Origin of the sequence: Allosphingosinicella deserti, assembly GCF_003012735.1 — a bacterium.
GTDB lineage: Bacteria > Pseudomonadota > Alphaproteobacteria > Sphingomonadales > Sphingomonadaceae > Allosphingosinicella > Allosphingosinicella deserti.
In genome coordinates, this window is record NZ_PXYI01000006.1 from 385477 (window position 1) to 400946 (window position 15470).

Annotated in this window: 14 protein-coding genes; 6 read left to right on the plus strand and 8 right to left on the minus strand. The window is 66.3% G+C overall.

Features of this window, described 5'->3' with window-relative positions:
- Positions 1–8: 8 nt before the first annotated feature.
- The 3 genes from C7I55_RS19210 to C7I55_RS19220 are packed head-to-tail and all read right to left on the minus strand — an operon-like array spanning position 9 to position 4362.
- Positions 9–1334 (minus strand): peptide MFS transporter, encoded by a 1326-nt coding sequence (locus C7I55_RS19210; protein WP_106514620.1) that lies wholly within the window; start codon positions 1332–1334, stop codon positions 9–11.
- A complete protein-coding gene (locus C7I55_RS19215) occupies positions 1331–2341 on the minus strand; it encodes a dipeptide epimerase (protein WP_106514621.1) in 1011 nt (336 codons plus the stop codon). Before C7I55_RS19215 ends, C7I55_RS19210 begins: the two co-directional genes overlap by 4 nt.
- Positions 2341–4362, minus strand: coding sequence for a serine hydrolase domain-containing protein (locus C7I55_RS19220; protein WP_233222302.1), 2022 nt, complete (start codon positions 4360–4362; stop codon positions 2341–2343). The genes C7I55_RS19215 and C7I55_RS19220 overlap by 1 nt, the downstream gene beginning before the upstream one ends.
- A 133-nt stretch (positions 4363–4495) precedes the next feature.
- On the opposite strand from C7I55_RS19220, the gene C7I55_RS19225 reads away from it, so the two are divergent.
- The 3 genes from C7I55_RS19225 (at position 4496) to C7I55_RS19235 (ending at position 6906) form a co-directional block, all read left to right on the plus strand.
- The gene (locus C7I55_RS19225) at positions 4496–5194 is read left to right on the plus strand and encodes a helix-turn-helix domain-containing protein (protein ID WP_106514622.1); all 699 of its coding nucleotides are present in this window, start codon (positions 4496–4498) and stop codon (positions 5192–5194) included.
- Between the two features lie 232 nt (positions 5195–5426).
- Positions 5427–5930, plus strand: coding sequence for a DUF2141 domain-containing protein (locus C7I55_RS19230; protein ID WP_106514623.1), 504 nt, complete (start codon positions 5427–5429; stop codon positions 5928–5930).
- A 4-nt stretch (positions 5931–5934) separates the two neighbouring features.
- Positions 5935–6906: a diacylglycerol/lipid kinase family protein gene (locus C7I55_RS19235; RefSeq protein WP_106514624.1), complete on the plus strand. Its 972-nt coding sequence runs from the start codon at positions 5935–5937 to the stop codon at positions 6904–6906.
- Positions 6907–7003: 97 nt separating this feature from the next.
- Here C7I55_RS19235 and C7I55_RS19240 read toward each other — a convergent pair whose 3' ends face one another.
- Positions 7004–8215 (minus strand): MFS transporter, encoded by a 1212-nt coding sequence (locus C7I55_RS19240; protein WP_106514625.1) that lies wholly within the window; start codon positions 8213–8215, stop codon positions 7004–7006.
- A gap of 233 nt (positions 8216–8448) precedes the next feature.
- Between C7I55_RS19240 and C7I55_RS19245 the strand changes: the two genes are divergently transcribed.
- The 3 genes from C7I55_RS19245 (at position 8449) to C7I55_RS19255 (ending at position 11517) form a co-directional block, all read left to right on the plus strand.
- Positions 8449–9267, plus strand: coding sequence for an alpha/beta fold hydrolase (locus C7I55_RS19245; protein ID WP_158266504.1), 819 nt, complete (start codon positions 8449–8451; stop codon positions 9265–9267).
- A complete protein-coding gene (locus C7I55_RS19250) occupies positions 9251–10570 on the plus strand; it encodes a GGDEF domain-containing protein (protein WP_158266505.1) in 1320 nt (439 codons plus the stop codon). Before C7I55_RS19245 ends, C7I55_RS19250 begins: the two co-directional genes overlap by 17 nt.
- Before the next feature lie 116 nt (positions 10571–10686).
- Positions 10687–11517, plus strand: a complete 831-nt coding sequence (locus C7I55_RS19255) for a hypothetical protein (RefSeq protein WP_408640618.1) — start codon at positions 10687–10689, stop codon at positions 11515–11517.
- Here the strand turns inward: C7I55_RS19255 and C7I55_RS19260 are convergent.
- The 4 genes from C7I55_RS19260 to C7I55_RS19275 all read right to left on the minus strand — a co-directional run bounded on the left by C7I55_RS19260 (position 11474) and on the right by C7I55_RS19275 (position 15466).
- Positions 11474–13456 carry an ATP-binding protein gene (locus C7I55_RS19260; RefSeq protein ID WP_233222304.1) on the minus strand — a complete coding sequence of 661 codons (1983 nt, stop codon included), beginning with the start codon at positions 13454–13456 and terminating at the stop codon, positions 11474–11476. The genes C7I55_RS19255 and C7I55_RS19260 overlap by 44 nt on opposite strands.
- 172 nt (positions 13457–13628) lie before the next feature.
- A complete protein-coding gene (spt, locus tag C7I55_RS19265) occupies positions 13629–14870 on the minus strand; it encodes a serine palmitoyltransferase (RefSeq protein WP_233222312.1) in 1242 nt (413 codons plus the stop codon).
- Between the two features lie 28 nt (positions 14871–14898).
- Positions 14899–15147: an acyl carrier protein gene (locus C7I55_RS19270; protein ID WP_106514630.1), complete on the minus strand. Its 249-nt coding sequence runs from the start codon at positions 15145–15147 to the stop codon at positions 14899–14901.
- Positions 15148–15292: 145 nt separating this feature from the next.
- Complete coding sequence (locus C7I55_RS19275) at positions 15293–15466, minus strand: DUF465 domain-containing protein (RefSeq protein ID WP_106514631.1); 174 nt, start codon at positions 15464–15466, stop codon at positions 15293–15295.
- Between the last annotated feature and the right edge of the window lie 4 nt (positions 15467–15470).

Genomic DNA, 15470 nt, shown 5'->3' on the forward strand with positions numbered 1-15470 from the left:
AAACAATGTCAAGTGGACGGGATGCCTGCCTGCGGGTCGAGCGTTTGGCTCTCCCGCTGCTCCTCGCGGGTCGCGATGACCGCGCGCGCCGGACGGTCGATCAGCAGCAGGAACCCCGCCGCCGCCGCGGCGATGGCCGCGAGCAGGATGAAATAGGTGACGTGACTGAGTTCGCTCCACAAGGTGCCGACCAGGCCGGCGCAGAGACTGCCGGCGAAGATGGCGAGATACCAGGCGGCGACGGTGGTGGCGCCGAAGCGGGGCGGCGCCAGGCGGGCGAACAGGCCAAGACCATTGGGCAGGATGAAAAGTTCGCCGATGGTGAAGATCAGGAAGAAGCCTGCAAGCCAGATCCAGCTCGCGCGGCCGTCGCCGGCAGAGGCCGCGGCGAGCGCGAGGAGCAGATAGGCCGCCGCGACGATCAGCGCGCCGATCGCCATCTTCTGCACTGGTGAATGTTCTCGCGCCGCCGCCGCCCGCCGCTGCCAATAAGCGAGCAGAAAGGGGGTGATCAGGATGACGAGCAGCGGATTGAGTGACTGGAACCAGGTCATCGGGATCGAGACGCTGCCGAGGCCACGGTCGATGCCGCTGTCGGCCCACAAGGCGACGGTGTTGCCGACCTGCTCATAGGCGCCGCGGAACAGGGTGACGGCGAGACCGATCGCCAGCAGCACGCCATAGGTGCGCCGCGCAGTACCGCGCGCGGCCACGGACGGCTGCGGCGCGACCTCGTATCGCCGCTCCGGCGGCAAATAGCGGCTCCCGGCGAGATAGATGCACAGGCCGGCGAGCATGCCGATCCCGGCAGCGCCGAAGCCGTAATGCCAGCCATAGACTTCGCCGAGCGTGCCGCAGACCAGCGGAGCGAGGAAGCCGCCGACGTTCACGCCGACATAATAGACGTTGTAGGCCCAGGGCCGGCGCGGGTCGTCGGCATGATAGAGATCGTTGATCTGACTCGGCAGCGTCGGCAGGAACAGGCCGTTGCCGAGTGCGATCGTCGCCAGCGCGACGTAGAATGTCGCCTCGAACGTCATCAGGAAATGGCCGAGGGCCATCACGCTCGCGCCGATGATCACCGCTTTCTTCTTGCCGAGCCAGCGGTCGGCGATCGCGCCGCCGACGATCGGCGTGAAATAGGCGAAGGCGGTGTAGGTGCCGTAAAGGAAGGACGAGGCCTGCTGATCGATCAGCAGGGTCTTGGTCATGTAATAGACCAGCAGCGCCCGCATGCCGAAGTACGAAAATTGCTCCCACATGTTCGTGAGGAACAGGATGGTGAGGCCGCGCGGCTGGCCGAACCAGGGGGAGGGTTCCGCAGCCGCGCTCATGCAGTCAGCTTCGCTCCGGCGCCCCACACGGCTTCGTCGCACCAGATCGTGCCGTCCTGGTAGCGGACCGAGGGTTCGCGATCCCTCTGGAGGAAGGTCGGGCCGTCGAGGTCGACGACGTCGCATTGCTGGCCGAGCAGGAAGGCCGGCGCCATGGCGAGGCTGGTGCCGATCATGTTGCCGACCATCACGCCGAGGCCAAGCTCCCGCGCCCGAGCGGCCATCGCCAGGCCTTCCGTCAGCCCGCCGCATTTGTCGAGTTTGATGTTGACGACCTGGAAGCGGCCGACGAGCCGATCGACGTCGTGGAGGGTCAGCACGCTTTCGTCCGCAGCAATCGGGATCGGAGAGTCGAAGCCTTCGAGATCGGCCTCCCGCCCGCGGGCGAGCGGCTGTTCCAGCAAGGCGACCTTCGAGTCGACGAGCCCCGTGACCAGCGGCTCGAGCGTGTCGCGGGTGAAGCCCTGATTGGCGTCGACGCCGAGCCAGACGTCCGGACGCGCGGCGCGGATCGCCCGCACCCGCGCAAGATCGAGGTCGAGCTCGCCGGTCAGCTTCACCTTGATCGCCTGCGCGGACGCATAAGCCCGTGCACCCTCGGCCATCGTTGCCGGCGCATCGGCGCCGAGTGTGAAGGTGGTGACCAGGGGCCGGCGTTCCGGGATCCCGGCGAGGCGCCAGGCGGGACGGCCGCTTTGTGCCGCCTCGAGCTCCCACAGCGCGCAATCCACGGCGTTGCGGGCGCCGCCCGCGGGCATCAACGTCTGCAGCGCGGCGCGATCGATCCCCGCCTCGATCGCGTCGCGGTGGGTCTCGATGGTCTCGACCATGAAGGGCGCGTCGTCGCCGGTATAATAGACTCCCGCCGCCTCGCCCCGCCCGGTGCGATCGCCGTCATGCAACGTAGCGACGATCACCTGCGCGCTCTCGAACACATAGCCCGAGATGCGGAAGGGGAAGGCGAGGCGAAGGCGCTCGGCGCGGACGTCCAGCTTGAGGCGGGGCATCAGTAGTTCGCGCCCAGGCTGATCAGGTGGAAGGCGAAGCCGATCCACAGCGCGACGATCGCTGCGAACAGCAGAGCCAGGCTCCACAGTTTCGCCGGCCAGCGTCGCCCGCCTTTCCAGGTGACCCAGACATTCCAGGCGAGCACCAGGAAGCCGCCGATGAAGGCGACGATCGTCAGGATCTGGAGGAACCAGATCAGCGGATCGAAGGCCGCGCTGAGATTGGCGATATCGCCCATCATCATCGTGATTGCGATCGCCCAGCCGACGAGGCTTGCCAGGATGAGCAAAGCGGCAAGGCGGCTGAACAGATGCGCGCGCCGCAATTCCCCCTCGAGCGCGAGCTTGGCGCCGAAGTGACGACGGACGAGCGCCCGCACCGGCCACAGCGCGACGGTGAGCAGCAGGATGACGAGGGCGGCGATCAGCAACGGATTCAGCAGCGCTGAATTCTTGTACCAGGGCGCGCGGTCGAACATCATGAACGGAAGACCGCTGAGGCTGAAGCGAACGATCTTGCCGTCGACCACCTGGGCGGCGAGTTGTTCATGGCTGTTGAGATCGTTCCACAGGAACGGCTCCACCTCCACCCAGACGCGCGGCTGCCCGTTCAGCCCCATCGTGACCGGGACGACCGGGCGGCCGTCCTTGTCGAGCCCGACCGAGACCTGGCCGAGAAGGCCGGTGAGGCTGAGGAAGCTCGACACCGACGCGCGCGAATTGACCCAATTGCCGGTGAGCATCCGGGCATGTTCGGCGGCGGTCTCGGCTGGCACGCGTCGAGTGTCCTGCCGGGCGGCCGGCAGATAGCGGTCTGCGAAGGATTCGAAGAAGGCGTTGCGGATGTCGCCGGCGGCACCTTCACGGCCGAGGCTGTTCATCGAAATGTAGATGCCGACCTTGTCGTCGGTGAACAGGTGGACGTCGGAGTGGAAGGCGACGGTGTCGCCGCCATGGGCGATCGCCTTGCGGCCGTTGATGTTGGTTTCGTAGAAGCCGAGCAGCATCCGGTTGAGGTGCGGGAGGATGGTGTTGCCGGTGCTGTGCATCGTCCGCGCGGTTTCCGGGCGGAGAATTCCGGCGCCGTCATTGAGGTGCGCGATCATGAACCTGGCCATGTCGGCGCCGGTCGTGGAGAGCGATCCGGCCGGGGCCGGGCCGATGATCTCGAACGGCACCGTCTCTCCCGACGCCTGCTCATAGCCGGTCGCCATCATTGCCTGAAGGCGCGCCGGCAGCGGCTGTTCGAAGCTGGAATTGGCCATTCCGAGCGGCGCGAAGATGTGGCGCTGCACATAGGCGTTGAACGGCTCGCCCGAGACGCGCTCTACGATATAGCCTGCCAGCGACGTCGCGTAGTTGGAGTAGGCCGGGGTGGTGCCCGCCGGATAGACCCGCTCCGGCACCCATTGCTTGAGCAGCACGTCATATTGCGGGACCTTGGTGCGATCGTAGCCGATGATCGACTTGACCTGCTCTTCGAAGCCGGCGGTGTGGGTCATGATGTTGCGCAGGGTGACGGGCTTGCCCTCGTGGGGCGGAATCTTGAAATCGAGATAGGTGTTCACGTCGGCGTCGAGGTTCAGCTTGCCCCGTTCGACCTGCTGCATGACTGCCGTCCAGGTGAACAATTTCGAGATCGAGCCGGGCCGGAACAGGGTTCCGGCCGGATCGACCGGCTTGCGCTTGGCCACGTCGGCAAAGCCGAAGCCGCGCTGGGTCAGCACCTGTCCGTCGCGGACGACGACGACGACCGCGCCGGCGACGTCGCCCTTCCCCAAAGCGTAGGGCATGAAGCCGTCGAGCCAGGCATTGACGTCCTGGCCGGTGAGATTGGGCAGGGCGCCGGTTGCGGGCTGCGTCCGTGCCGGCGCTGCGGTGCCGGCGTCCGGCGTTTCGGTGGTGACGCGGGGCCCGAGCGGCTGGATCTGCTGTGCGATCGCGGCGACGCCGAGCATCCCGAGCAAGAGGCCGACCAGGAGTCCGGCCCGTCTAAGGGCGGCTGACAGGAGGAAGTGCATGCGACGTGCTCCCCGTTTGGCGCGATGGTTTGCCTCGCCGGCCATGCCGGACTATTGTTCACCTGAGACCGCGACCTATATGCTGATCAGGACATAATGATCCTGATTAGAAAAATGTCAAATGAGAGATTCGATGGCCCAACCGGAACAGCCGACGCTCGGGAAGGTGCTGAAGGGGCTTCGCGCCCGGCACGACTGGACGTTGCGCGAAATGAGCGAGCGCAGCGGCATCCCGGTGTCGACCTTGTCGAAGGTCGAGCACGATCGGCTAACGCTGACCTACGACAAGCTGCTCCAGCTCAGCCAAAGGCTCGGCATCCGGATTTCGGACCTGTTCGCAGAGCCGGCGGGACAGGCCGAAACGCCGGTTACCGCCCGGCGCAGTATCGGCAGCATGGATCGGGCCGTCCAGGTAACGACGCCCAATTACGATTATCATTATCTCTGCCCGGAGCTTCGGCGCAAACGGATGGTGCCGATCATCACGATCATTCGCGCCAAGACCGTCGAGCAGTTCGGGGAGCTCGTCCGCCATCCGGGCGAGGAATATATTCACGTCCTCGAAGGCCGGATCGAGGTTCACACCGAATTCTACGATCCCGTCGTGCTGGCGAAGGGCGAATCGATCTACATCGATTCGAACATGGGCCATGCCTACATCGTTGCCGAGGGCTGCGACGAAGCCACGGTGCTGGGCGTCTGTTCCAGCGCGGACGAGAGTCTGATGAACTCGTTGATGAGCCTGCACGCGCCGGCGGCGTCGAACGAAGATTCCGGTGAGGCCCCGGCGCGCGCGTCGGGCGGGAGGCGCAAGGCCCGCGCCGCATCCTGATCCTTTGCCCTCGCGGGGGGCGGAGAGCTGATCTGGCCCAGAGGCCGTAAAAGCCTGGCGCGGGCGGTTTTACGACGCGCCCGCATAGACCGATGTTGCTTGAATCTCACGTTTTCGACCCGCCTTGACCACAATTTGGCCGCAAGCATCCCCGATATCGGTTCTCCTAAGGGGCATAGAGAGCAAGATCCTGCCTGAACGGGCTGGGCGGCTTTCAGGAGTGGCTAGGTTCATGATGAAGATGGTTTTCCCCTTCGCCCTCGCGACCCTGGCGTTCGCGCCGGCCGTGTCCGCGCAGGCGGCGCTCGGCCCGGATGCGGCGGCCTGTGCCCCCGGTTCGAATCGGCCGGCCGTGCTGGTGAACGTCAACGGCTTCAAGAATCGCGCCGGCACGATCCGTATCCAATTGTACGGCAGCAACCCGTCCGAATTCCTCGCCAAGGGCAAGAAGCTTCGGCGCATCGATCTTCCGGTCACCCGGGGCGGTCCGATGAACGTGTGCGTCGCGGTGCCGAAGCCGGGAACCTATGCGGTGGCGGTCCGCCACGATGCCGATGCCAACGGCAAATCCAACTGGAATGACGGCGGCGGTTTCTCGAACAACCCGAGGATATCGCTGCTCGACCTCAAGCCGTCGCTTAAGGAAGTGGCGATCAACGTCGGCGGCGGGATCAAGCCGGTCAATGTCGTGCTGAACTATCGTTCTGGGCTCTCCGTCGGCCCGATCGCGCGCTGATCGGATGGCACGAGTCGCACTTCTCTCCAATCCCCGCTCCACCGGCAACCGGTCGCTGCTGCCCCGCGTACGCAGTTTCTGCGCCGAGCATCAGGACATCTTCCACTACGAGGTGGAACGGGTGGACCAGGTCGGCGAAGCGCTGAAAACGATTGCCCGTGTCCAGCCGACCGTGCTGGTGATCAACGGCGGCGACGGCACCGTTCAGGCGGCGCTGACCGAGATCTTCGCGGGCGGCCATTTCGGCGACAATCCGCCGCCGGTGGCGGTGCTGCCGAACGGCAAGACCAACCTTATCGCCCATGATCTCGGTGCCAGTGGCGATGCGATCGTGGCGCTCGAGCGGGTGCTCGAAATCGCGCGGTCGGATCTGGATGCCCATATCGTTCAGCGCGAGCTGATCGAGCTTTCCGGCGGCACGGCCGACGGCAAGCCGGTGCTCGGCATGTTTCTCGGCGGCGCCGGGCTTGCCGACACGATGCTCTATTGCCGGCACAAAATCTATCCGCTCGGGCTCCCTAACGGGATCGCCCACTTCCTTGCGCTGATGCTCGGCATCGTCTCGGCGGCCGGCGGGCGACGGATGAGCTTTGGGCCGATGCGGCCGAAGTCGCTCCGCGTCTCCGTCCTCAAGCAGGGCGAGATCAACGGACAGTTCTCGGTGCTTCTGGTCACCACGTTGCATCGGCTGCTGTTCGGCACGCAGATGGCGGGTGCCTCTCGTCTGGGCGCGATGCAGTTGCTCGTCATCGATCGCAGCATCCTTGCGCTGATGCGCGCGCTCACCGCGGGCATCTTCGGCAAGCTCGGCAGGATCAGGGTCTCCGGCGTTCATCTCGAGCGCGGCGACGAGATCCACATCCAGGGCGAACAATCGAACGTCATCCTGGACGGCGAGCTCTTCTCGGCGGATCCGGGCCAGCCGATCGTGCTCAAGCCGACTCCGCCTGTGCCGTTCCTGCGGCTGGCCGCCTGAAGCTCCTTGGGTCGGAGCCAAACGCTCTGACCCAAGATGATCAGGCCCAGATTGATCAGGCTCTGAGATTCTCTCCCGTTCGGCTTGGGCGAATGCCTCAATGCGCCGTCGCGAGCTCGCCTTGCGATCGCGCCCGGGTGCGTGCGTGTTGCAGGGAGAGCGCCCAGAACAGCAATCCGCCGAGCGCCAGCGCCGCACCCACCCAGCCGGTCGAAGTCCAGCCATAGCCGGCCGCGATGGCGAGGCCGCCGAGCCACGGGCCGAGCGCGTTGGCAAAATTGAAGGCGGAGTGGTTGAGCGCCGCGGCGAGGCTCTGCGCCTCTTCGGCGACATCCATCAGCCGAGTCTGGAGCACCGTGCCGAGCGCACCGCCGACGCCGATCGCGAACACTGCCGCCGAGATCGTCCAGATGTTGCCCGCGGAGACGGTATAGAGCGCAAGCGAGATCGCGCTCCAGATCAGCAATGCGCCCGCGGTCGGCATCAGCCAGCGGTCGGCGAAGCGGGGAACGACGAGGGTACCGACGGTGGTGCCGAGCCCGAAAATCACGAACACGATCGGTGCCGCTGCGGCGCTGACGCCGGTGACGTCCATCAGCGTCGACCCGAGATAGGTGTAGACGGCGAACATACCGCCGAAGCCGATCGCGCCCGTGGCGAGAGTCAGCCACACCTGGCCGCGGCGCAGGGCGCCGAGCTCCTTGAGCGGACTTGCCCCGGGCTCGGGCCGATCGTGGGGCGCCACCAGCCACAGCGCCGCCACCGTGGCGGCGGCAACCACCGCGACGATTCCGAAACCCCAGCGCCACCCGAAAGCCTGGCCGATCCAGTTGGCGAACGGCACTCCGACGAGTGTCGCGGTGGTGAGGCCGAGCATCACCCGCGCCACCGCCTGCGTCCGCCGCTCCTGCGGAACCAGAGACGCAGCGACAAGGGCCGCGATCCCGAAATAGGCGCCGTGCGGCAGCCCGCTGAGGAAGCGGAAGACCAGCATCGCCTGATAGGAGGGGGCAAGCGCGCTCAGACCATTGGCGACCGCGAAGATCGCCATCAGCAACAGCAGCAGGGTGCGCCGCGCCATCCGGGCCGACAGCACGGCGAGGAGCGGTGCGCCCACGACGACTCCAAGCGCATAGGCGCTGATCACGTGGCCCGCGGTCGGCTCGTCTATGCCAAGCCCGCGGGAGAAAAAGGGCAGCAGGCTCATCGTCGCGAATTCGGTCGTGCCGATGGCGAAGCCACCCATTGCAAGCGCAAAATGGACGAGGGCGGGAGAGGCGCGAAACGCGCGCGCGGATTCAGCGGACATGGGAATACTCTTCGGCGTGACCTTTGGGTCGATTGTGCTGCAACGCAGCAAAGTCCAAATCGGTCCCCGCGGCCGTAGCGTCAAGCCCCGCTCTTTACGCAAAGCACCGTAATTGGAGCGTAGGCGGTCGTGAAGCTATCCGGTCGTAACGGATGCATAAGCATCAGAGCTGTGCCGAGACATTGATAGCCATGGACACGATCACCCTTAATGCCCCCGACCGGACATCATTGATGTTGCGTCGTCCGAGACGGAGCGTCGACGGCCCTCTCGCACGCCGCCACAAATTGCGGTTCGTCGGTGAAGGCGATGAGATCGTGGTCTTCTCGCACGGCCTGGGTACCGACCAGAGCGTGTGGAACGGCGTGCTCGAGACCTTGCCCGATCGGTTCACGGCCATGCTGTTCGACCTCCCCGGCGCCGGTCCGTTGCTGCCGGACGATTTCGATGCGGACGAATATGCTTCTCTCGCCCCATTTGCCGACGATCTGCTCGATCTGATGGATGAGGCGGGCATCGAACGCTGCCGCTATGTCGGCCATTCGGTGTCGGGGATGATCGGCGTGCTGGCCGCGATCGAGGCGCCGGACCGCTTCGAGCAACTCGTCCTGCTCTCCGCATCGCCGCGCTACCTCAATCACGAAGATTATGTCGGCGGCTTCGAGCGGGAAGATCTCGACTCGCTGTTCGACACGATGGCGGCCAATTACCAGGCCTGGGTCGCAGGCTTTGCGCCGATGGCCGTCGGCGCCGGCGTCCCGGCCGCGGTGCAGGAGTTCGCGTCCGGCCTGCTCGCCATGCGGCCCGACGTGACCGCGCGGATCGCGCGCGCGATCTTCGAGTCCGATGTCCGCCACCTGCTGCCGCTCTGTCACGTTCCGGTGAGCCTCATCCATTCGACGGCCGACGTCGCCGTCCCCGAGGCGGTCGCGCACTATCTCCACCGGCATCTGCACGGCAGCACGCTGGCCTGGATCCAGGATGCCGGCCATTTGCCGCACCTCTCGGCGCCCGAAGCGGTCGCGCGGATCCTGTATGAGCAGCTTGCTTAGTCACCGCGCCTCCGCGCCATCGCAGAGTGCGGTGGCAATCGGTGCCGCGCTCGAGCTGATCGAGCCGAGCATTCCGTACGGCTTCTGCGCGCTGGTGCGCCCGGTCGGAGGCGATCACGGCTGCATCGAGGATGCGCCGCAGCGTGCCGATCTGATCGGCCAGGAGATACGGCTGCCCCACGGATTGCTTGGCGATGGCGCCGCAGGGCTGGACGCCACGGCGCTGCGGGTACCGCTCGCGTGGACCGTCGCCTGCGGAGGACGGCCGGACTGGTTCTTCGCCGCACCCGTGCCGCATTGCCGGCTTCATCTGATCGCCGTCGGCATCGGCCCGCATCATTTGTCCGTGGAACGTCTGTCGTCGGTTGCGAATCTGCTCGGTCGGCTGGTTCAGGCCGGCGAGGCGACCAAGCTGACCCGCGATGCCAGCGAACGCCTGCAAGCCCTGGTCCGGCACGTTCCGGTCCCCGTGCTGTTCGTCGATGCCATGGGCGCGCACGAGGTGCAGATGAACGACGAAGCGGCCGTCCTGCTCGGCCTCGCCGAGGGCATGCGGCAGCCGCAGGCGGTCGCGGGGGCGCTTGCCCGTCTGATCAACGCCAAGGGCCGTCATAGTCTCCATCGCGCACTGACGGAGGATCCGCACGCCAGCCTGCAATTCGAAATCCAGCAGGCGGGCCGGGATTTCCGCACCGACAGCCGCTGGATCGACGACGAATCGCTTTGTGGGCGCCTGTGGATGTTCACCGACATCACCCGTGAGAAGGCGCTCCAGCGCCAGCTCGCCGATCTTGCCGCCCACGATCCGCTTACCGGCATCCTCAATCGCGGCAGCTTCGATCTGCGCCTCCGCGAGGAGATCGAGCGGGCGGGTCGCCACCGGACGCCGCTCGGCCTGCTGCTGTTCGATCTCGATCACTTCAAGGCGGTGAACGACGGGTGGGGCCATCCCGCCGGCGACAAGGTGCTGAAGGCGGCCGCCGCCGCTGCGGGAGCTGTGCTGCGCGGCAGCGACGTGTTCGCCCGGATCGGCGGCGAGGAATTCGCTGTCATCCTGCCCGAAACGTCCGCGCAGGGAATGCTCGGCGTCGCCGAACGGATTCGAGTTGCCGTTGCGGCATTGGAGGTGCCGCATGGTGACGCCCTGCTTCGCGTCACCTGCAGCATCGGGGCTGCTGTCCACGACGCTGCGCGTAACATGCCGGAAGCGCTGGTGGCGCGGGCGGACGAAGCGCTTTACGCCGCCAAGCGCGGCGGGCGAAACCGCGTGGTCGCGACCGGGGAACTGGCCACCGGCACTTGACCGTGGCGGCCCGCTTGCGCGAAGCGGCGGACGTGTCGCAATCCGGTCCTCCCCAATCGCTCGAGGCGCTCGTCGCCGCCGAACTCGCGGAAGCGGTGGATCCGCGGGTGTCGGCCATGGCGGCGGCGCTCGCCGCGCTCTACCCGCGGGCGGCACGCGCCGTGCTCTTTTACGGATCGTGCCTTCGCGAACGCCAGCTCGACGGGCTGATGCTCGATTTCTACCTGATCGTCTCGGATTATGCGGTGGCCTACGGCAAGAGCTGGATGGTCTCGGCCAATCGCCTGATCCCGCCGAACGTCTTTCCGTTTCAGCATGAAGGCCTCGTCGCAAAATATGCGGTGCTCAGCGAAGCCGACTTCCACCGGCTGAACGGCCCTGAGACCTTGTCCGTGTCGGTGTGGGCGCGCTTTGCCCAGCCTTCGCGGCTGGTGTGGAGCGCCGATACGCGCGCGAGCCAGGCGGCGGTGGCATCGGTCGCGCGTGCTGCGCCGACATTGCTCATGGCGGCGCGGCCGCTCTTTGCGGGAACGGATCCTCTCGATCTGTGGCGGCTCGGTTTCCAGCTGACCTACGGCGCCGAGCTGCGCTCCGAGCGGAAGGGGAGGGCGGCGTCGGTCGTCGAAGCCGATCCGGAGCGCTATGCGCGCTTCTCCGGTCCCGCCTTGTCCGCGGCAGGCATATTGCTGGATCAGGAGGTGTCCGCGGCCGAGCGGGGCAGGGGGCTGCGCCGCTGGGCTCGGATGCGACGGGCCGGCAAGGCGCTGACCGTGGTTCGGCTGATGAAGGCGAGCGGGACCTATGCGGGCGGGATCGACTATCTCGCCTGGAAGATCAACCGCCACGCCGGAACGGAGATCGCGATCAAGCCATGGCAGCGGCGCTGGCCGCTGGTCGCAGCCCTTACTCTGCTGCCGAAACTTCTTCGGCGGGGTGCCATTCGCTGACCCGGCGCGAGAGCGCGCTGGCGACCGCGGACGACAGGCCGGAAACGGTGAACGGCTTGCGCAGGATGTCGTGACCGCTGAGATCGTCGGCATCGCCTGCCTCGCCGACATAGCCGGTGACGAACAAAACGGCGATCCACGGCCACCGATGGGCGGCCTCGCGGATCAGTTCGGGGCCGGTCATTTCCGGCATCATCACGTCGGTGATGATCAGCGAAATGCTGGTCTCCCGCTCGAGCAGGTCGATCGCTTCGCGGCCGCTGGCGCAGGCGATCGTGCGATAGCCCAGTTCCTCGAGCGCCCCGACGGTGGCGCGGCTGACTCGCGGATCGTCTTCGACGACCAGGATCGACGTACCCGCCGGCGCGACCGCGACTTCGGGTATCGCGCGCGGCACCGGACGGATCTCGGCGGCATTCTGGCCGCTTACCTCGATCCTGGGCAGGTAGATGGACACCGTCGTGCCAACGCCGACCGTCGAATCGAGCGTGATGTTGCCGCCGGATTGCCGTGCGAAGCCGAAGATCTGGCTGAGACCAAGGCCGGTGCCCTTGCCGACCGGTTTGGTGGTGAAGAAGGGCTCGAACACGCGGTCGATCATCTCGGGCGGAATTCCGGAGCCGGTGTCGGCGACGCTGATCCGGACATAGTCGCCCGCGGACAGCTCGTTCACCTCACCGTCGGCAAGGGTGACGTTGTCCACCCGGATGGCGAGCTGGCCCTGCCCATCCATCGCATCGCGGCCGTTCACCGCCATGTTGAGGATCGCGTTCTCGAGCTGGTTGGTGTCGACGCGGATGTGCCAAGGCCGCTCGGGGAAGCGGGTGGAGACGGTGATCCGCTCGCCGATCGACCGATCGACCAGATCGAGCATGCCTTCGACCAGCTCCGACGGCGAGGTCGAGACCGGGAGCAGGGGCTCGGCGCGGGCGAAGGCGAGCAATCTGCGGGTCAGTGCCGCGGCGCGGGTCGCGCCTTCCATGGCATTGTCGAGGTGGAATTCCACCTCGCGCTTCGAACTCCGCAGCTTGCGCTTGGCGAGATCGAGCCCGCCGACGACCACCGCCAGCATGTTGTTGAAATCGTGCGCGATGCCGCCGGTGAGCTGGCCCACGGCCTCCATCTTCTGGACCTGGCGGAGCTGCGCCTCCGCGGCCGCGCGCTCGGCCGCCTCTTCCTTCAGGCGCTGATTGGCGTCGACCAGCTCGCTGGTTCGCGCACGCACCGCCTCCTCCAGGCGCTGGGCGCGGCTGGCCTCGCTGTCGGCCTCGGCCAGCGCGTGCAGGCGCTGGCGGATGGCACGGTAAGCGAGATAGCCGAGAACGACCGCACCGATGCCGATCAGCACGGCGATCCAGCCGAGCCATTCCGTAAGCTCGTTGGCGCGCGCCCCGGACGTGCCGGTGGCGGTCATTCGATCGAGCAGATCGTGGCGCTCCTCCTGCGCGATCTCGCTCAGTTTCCCGCGCAGCGCATCGCCGGTCGGCGACATGCCGGCCTGATAGAAAAGCGAGATGCCCCCGCTGCCCTTCTTGGCGCTCGCCGCGGCCGCTGCGACCGCGAGCTCGGTGCCGCGCACCCGATAGAGGCGGCGCAGTTCCTTGACTCGGGCATATTGTTCGGGGTCGCGATACACCATGCGCTCGAGCTGGGTGATCTGCCGCTCGGCCAGGCGCCATTCGTTATAATAGGTCGTGCCGGTCTTCTGCAGCTCGTCGAGCACGTAGCGGCCGAGCGCGGCCTCGGCGCGGGCAATCGATCCGTCCGCGCTTCGGGTGAGCAGCATCACGTCGTAGCTGTGGCGTTCCCACAAGATCGCCTGCTCGCGAGCCCGGTTCGAGCTCGTGACCATGAACATGAGCGCGACCAGCAGGAGGGTCGCGACGACCGCTCCTGCGCTCGCGAGCGCGCCACGTCCCCTGCCTGAAGTCTCGTCCATGGACGTGTCAAATCCTTCACCCGCCATTTACCAAGTCTATTCCAAAGCAAATGCGCTGGAAAGACTAGGGAAGCTACGTAAAGGACAGGCATACCCCTGCATCGGGTATGCCGAAGGCAATGGGCCGGGCTCGACCGTCAGTGCAGAGATTCGTTGCGCGGGTGCAAGAAGCTCAGGCTATTACGCCGGTCGCGCGTCCCGCCGCTGCGAACATCTCGAGAATCCGTCCGACTTCCTCGCGCGAATGCTCGGCGCACAAGGAGCAGCGGAGCAGGTACATGCCGGCCGGCGTCGCCGGCGGCCGTGCCATGTTCACATAGACTCCGGCTTCGAGCAGGGCCTGCCACATCAGCACCGTCGTCTGCTGGTCGGCGAGGAGCACGGCGATGATCGCAGATTGGGGTTCCGGAGTCGCCAGGGTGAAGCCGAGCTCGCGCAGGCCCTGGTGGAGCCGCCGGCTATTCTCCCAGAGATGGGCCCGCTTCTCTCCGGCATGCATCAGTTTGCGGATGGAGGTCGCGGCGGTGGCGACGACCGAGGGCGGCAGCGAGGCGGTGAAGACGTACGGGCGGCAGACCAGGCGCAGCACCTCGAACTTGGGATGGTTCGAGACGATGAAGCCGCCGACCGTGCCGACCGATTTGGAGAAGGTGCCGACGACGAAATCGACCTGATCCTCGACTCCGGCTTCCTCGAACACGCCCCGGCCCTTCTCGCCGAAGAAGCCCATGCCGTGCGCTTCGTCGACGACGACCATGGCGCCATGGCGCTTGGCGACCTCGACCATCTCCTTGAGCGGAGCGATATCGCCGAGCATGGAATAGACGCCCTCGAGCACGACCAGGCGACCGCCTTCCGGCGGCAACCGCTTTAGCCGGCGCTCCAGATCCTCGACGCTATTGTGGCGGAAGCGGACGATCTGGGCATTGCCCAAGGCGCAGCCGTCATAGATGGACGCATGGCTGTCGGCATCGAGGATGATGTAATCCTCCTTGCCGGCGATCGTCGCCATCAGCCCGAGATTGGCCTGGTAGCCGGTCGAGAAGACCATGGCGTGGGCAGTGCCGTAATAGTCCTTCAGCGCCTCCTCGACCTCGCGGTGGCCCTGATAGGTGCCGTTCAGCACCCGGCTGCCGGTGGTGCCGGCGCCATAATCGTCGAGCGCCTGCTTGCCCGCAGCGACGACGTCCGGATCGAACGTCATTCCCATATAATTGTAGGTGCCGAGGAGAATCGTCTCCTTGCCCTTGATGATCGCGCGGGTCGGGGAGAGCACCTGCTCCATCACCAACCCGAACGGGTCGCGGACGCCGGTATCGAGCAAAGCCTCGCGCTCGGCGATCAGGGCGTCGAATTTCGAGAACAGGTCGCGTCCATGCGACGGCGCGATCGCCGTCTCGTCGGCAGGGTCCATCGGGTTGCGGGCGGCCTCGGTCATCGGATCAGCTGTCGCTGCGAAGCTGTTCGACCGCATCGACCAGCTGGCCGACGGTCTCGATCTCGGCCTGCATGTTCATCGTGATCAGGATATCGAATTCATCCTCCACGGACGCGACGAAATCCATGACGATCAGGCTGTCCCACTCGAGATCGCCGGCGAAGGTGGTCGCCTCGGCGAGCGTCACGCCCTTCTTGTTGAACGGAGCGATGAGCTGGCTCACCTTGTCGAAGATTTCGTCTCTGTCGGTCATGCTCGTCCCTTAGGTTCCGGCAGCCGCCCTGCCAAGGGAATAGGGCCGGAATACGACCGTGCCGGGGCCGAGAAGCAGGCGGCAGAGGCGCTGCGGGCGAAGACGGCCGACGACGCGACCTGTGCGCCGCCGGCCCGTTTCTGCATCAGCGGCCGATCGCCATCATCGGCTGTCGATGCAGCCGGTCCTTCACCGCCAGCCGCAGCTTTTTCAGCCGCAGCAGTCGCCGCCAGTCGGGCAGGCGCCGCTTCAGCTCGCGACCGATTTCGTCGTCCAGCTTCCGGTGAACAAGGGTCAGGCGGTAGGTCATTGCATTCATAGCC

Excerpts from the sequence above, each read along its gene's own strand:
- C7I55_RS19210 (WP_106514620.1), bottom strand. The coding sequence starts at position 1,334 with ATGAGCGCGGCTGCGGAACCCTCCCCCTGGTTCGGCCAGCCGCGCGGC.
- C7I55_RS19215 (WP_106514621.1), bottom strand. The coding sequence starts at position 2,341 with ATGCCCCGCCTCAAGCTGGACGTCCGCGCCGAGCGCCTTCGCCTCGCC.
- C7I55_RS19220 (WP_233222302.1), bottom strand. The coding sequence starts at position 4,362 with ATGCACTTCCTCCTGTCAGCCGCCCTTAGACGGGCCGGACTCCTGGTC.
- C7I55_RS19225 (WP_106514622.1), top strand. The coding sequence starts at position 4,496 with ATGGCCCAACCGGAACAGCCGACGCTCGGGAAGGTGCTGAAGGGGCTT.
- C7I55_RS19230 (WP_106514623.1), top strand. The coding sequence starts at position 5,427 with ATGATGAAGATGGTTTTCCCCTTCGCCCTCGCGACCCTGGCGTTCGCG.
- C7I55_RS19235 (WP_106514624.1), top strand. The coding sequence starts at position 5,935 with ATGGCACGAGTCGCACTTCTCTCCAATCCCCGCTCCACCGGCAACCGG.
- C7I55_RS19240 (WP_106514625.1), bottom strand. The coding sequence starts at position 8,215 with ATGTCCGCTGAATCCGCGCGCGCGTTTCGCGCCTCTCCCGCCCTCGTC.
- C7I55_RS19245 (WP_158266504.1), top strand. The coding sequence starts at position 8,449 with ATGTTGCGTCGTCCGAGACGGAGCGTCGACGGCCCTCTCGCACGCCGC.
- C7I55_RS19250 (WP_158266505.1), top strand. The coding sequence starts at position 9,251 with ATGAGCAGCTTGCTTAGTCACCGCGCCTCCGCGCCATCGCAGAGTGCG.
- C7I55_RS19255 (WP_408640618.1), top strand. The coding sequence starts at position 10,687 with ATGGCGGCGGCGCTCGCCGCGCTCTACCCGCGGGCGGCACGCGCCGTG.
- C7I55_RS19260 (WP_233222304.1), bottom strand. The coding sequence starts at position 13,456 with ATGGACGAGACTTCAGGCAGGGGACGTGGCGCGCTCGCGAGCGCAGGA.
- spt (WP_233222312.1), bottom strand. The coding sequence starts at position 14,870 with ATGGACCCTGCCGACGAGACGGCGATCGCGCCGTCGCATGGACGCGAC.
- C7I55_RS19270 (WP_106514630.1), bottom strand. The coding sequence starts at position 15,147 with ATGACCGACAGAGACGAAATCTTCGACAAGGTGAGCCAGCTCATCGCT.
- C7I55_RS19275 (WP_106514631.1), bottom strand. The coding sequence starts at position 15,466 with ATGAATGCAATGACCTACCGCCTGACCCTTGTTCACCGGAAGCTGGAC.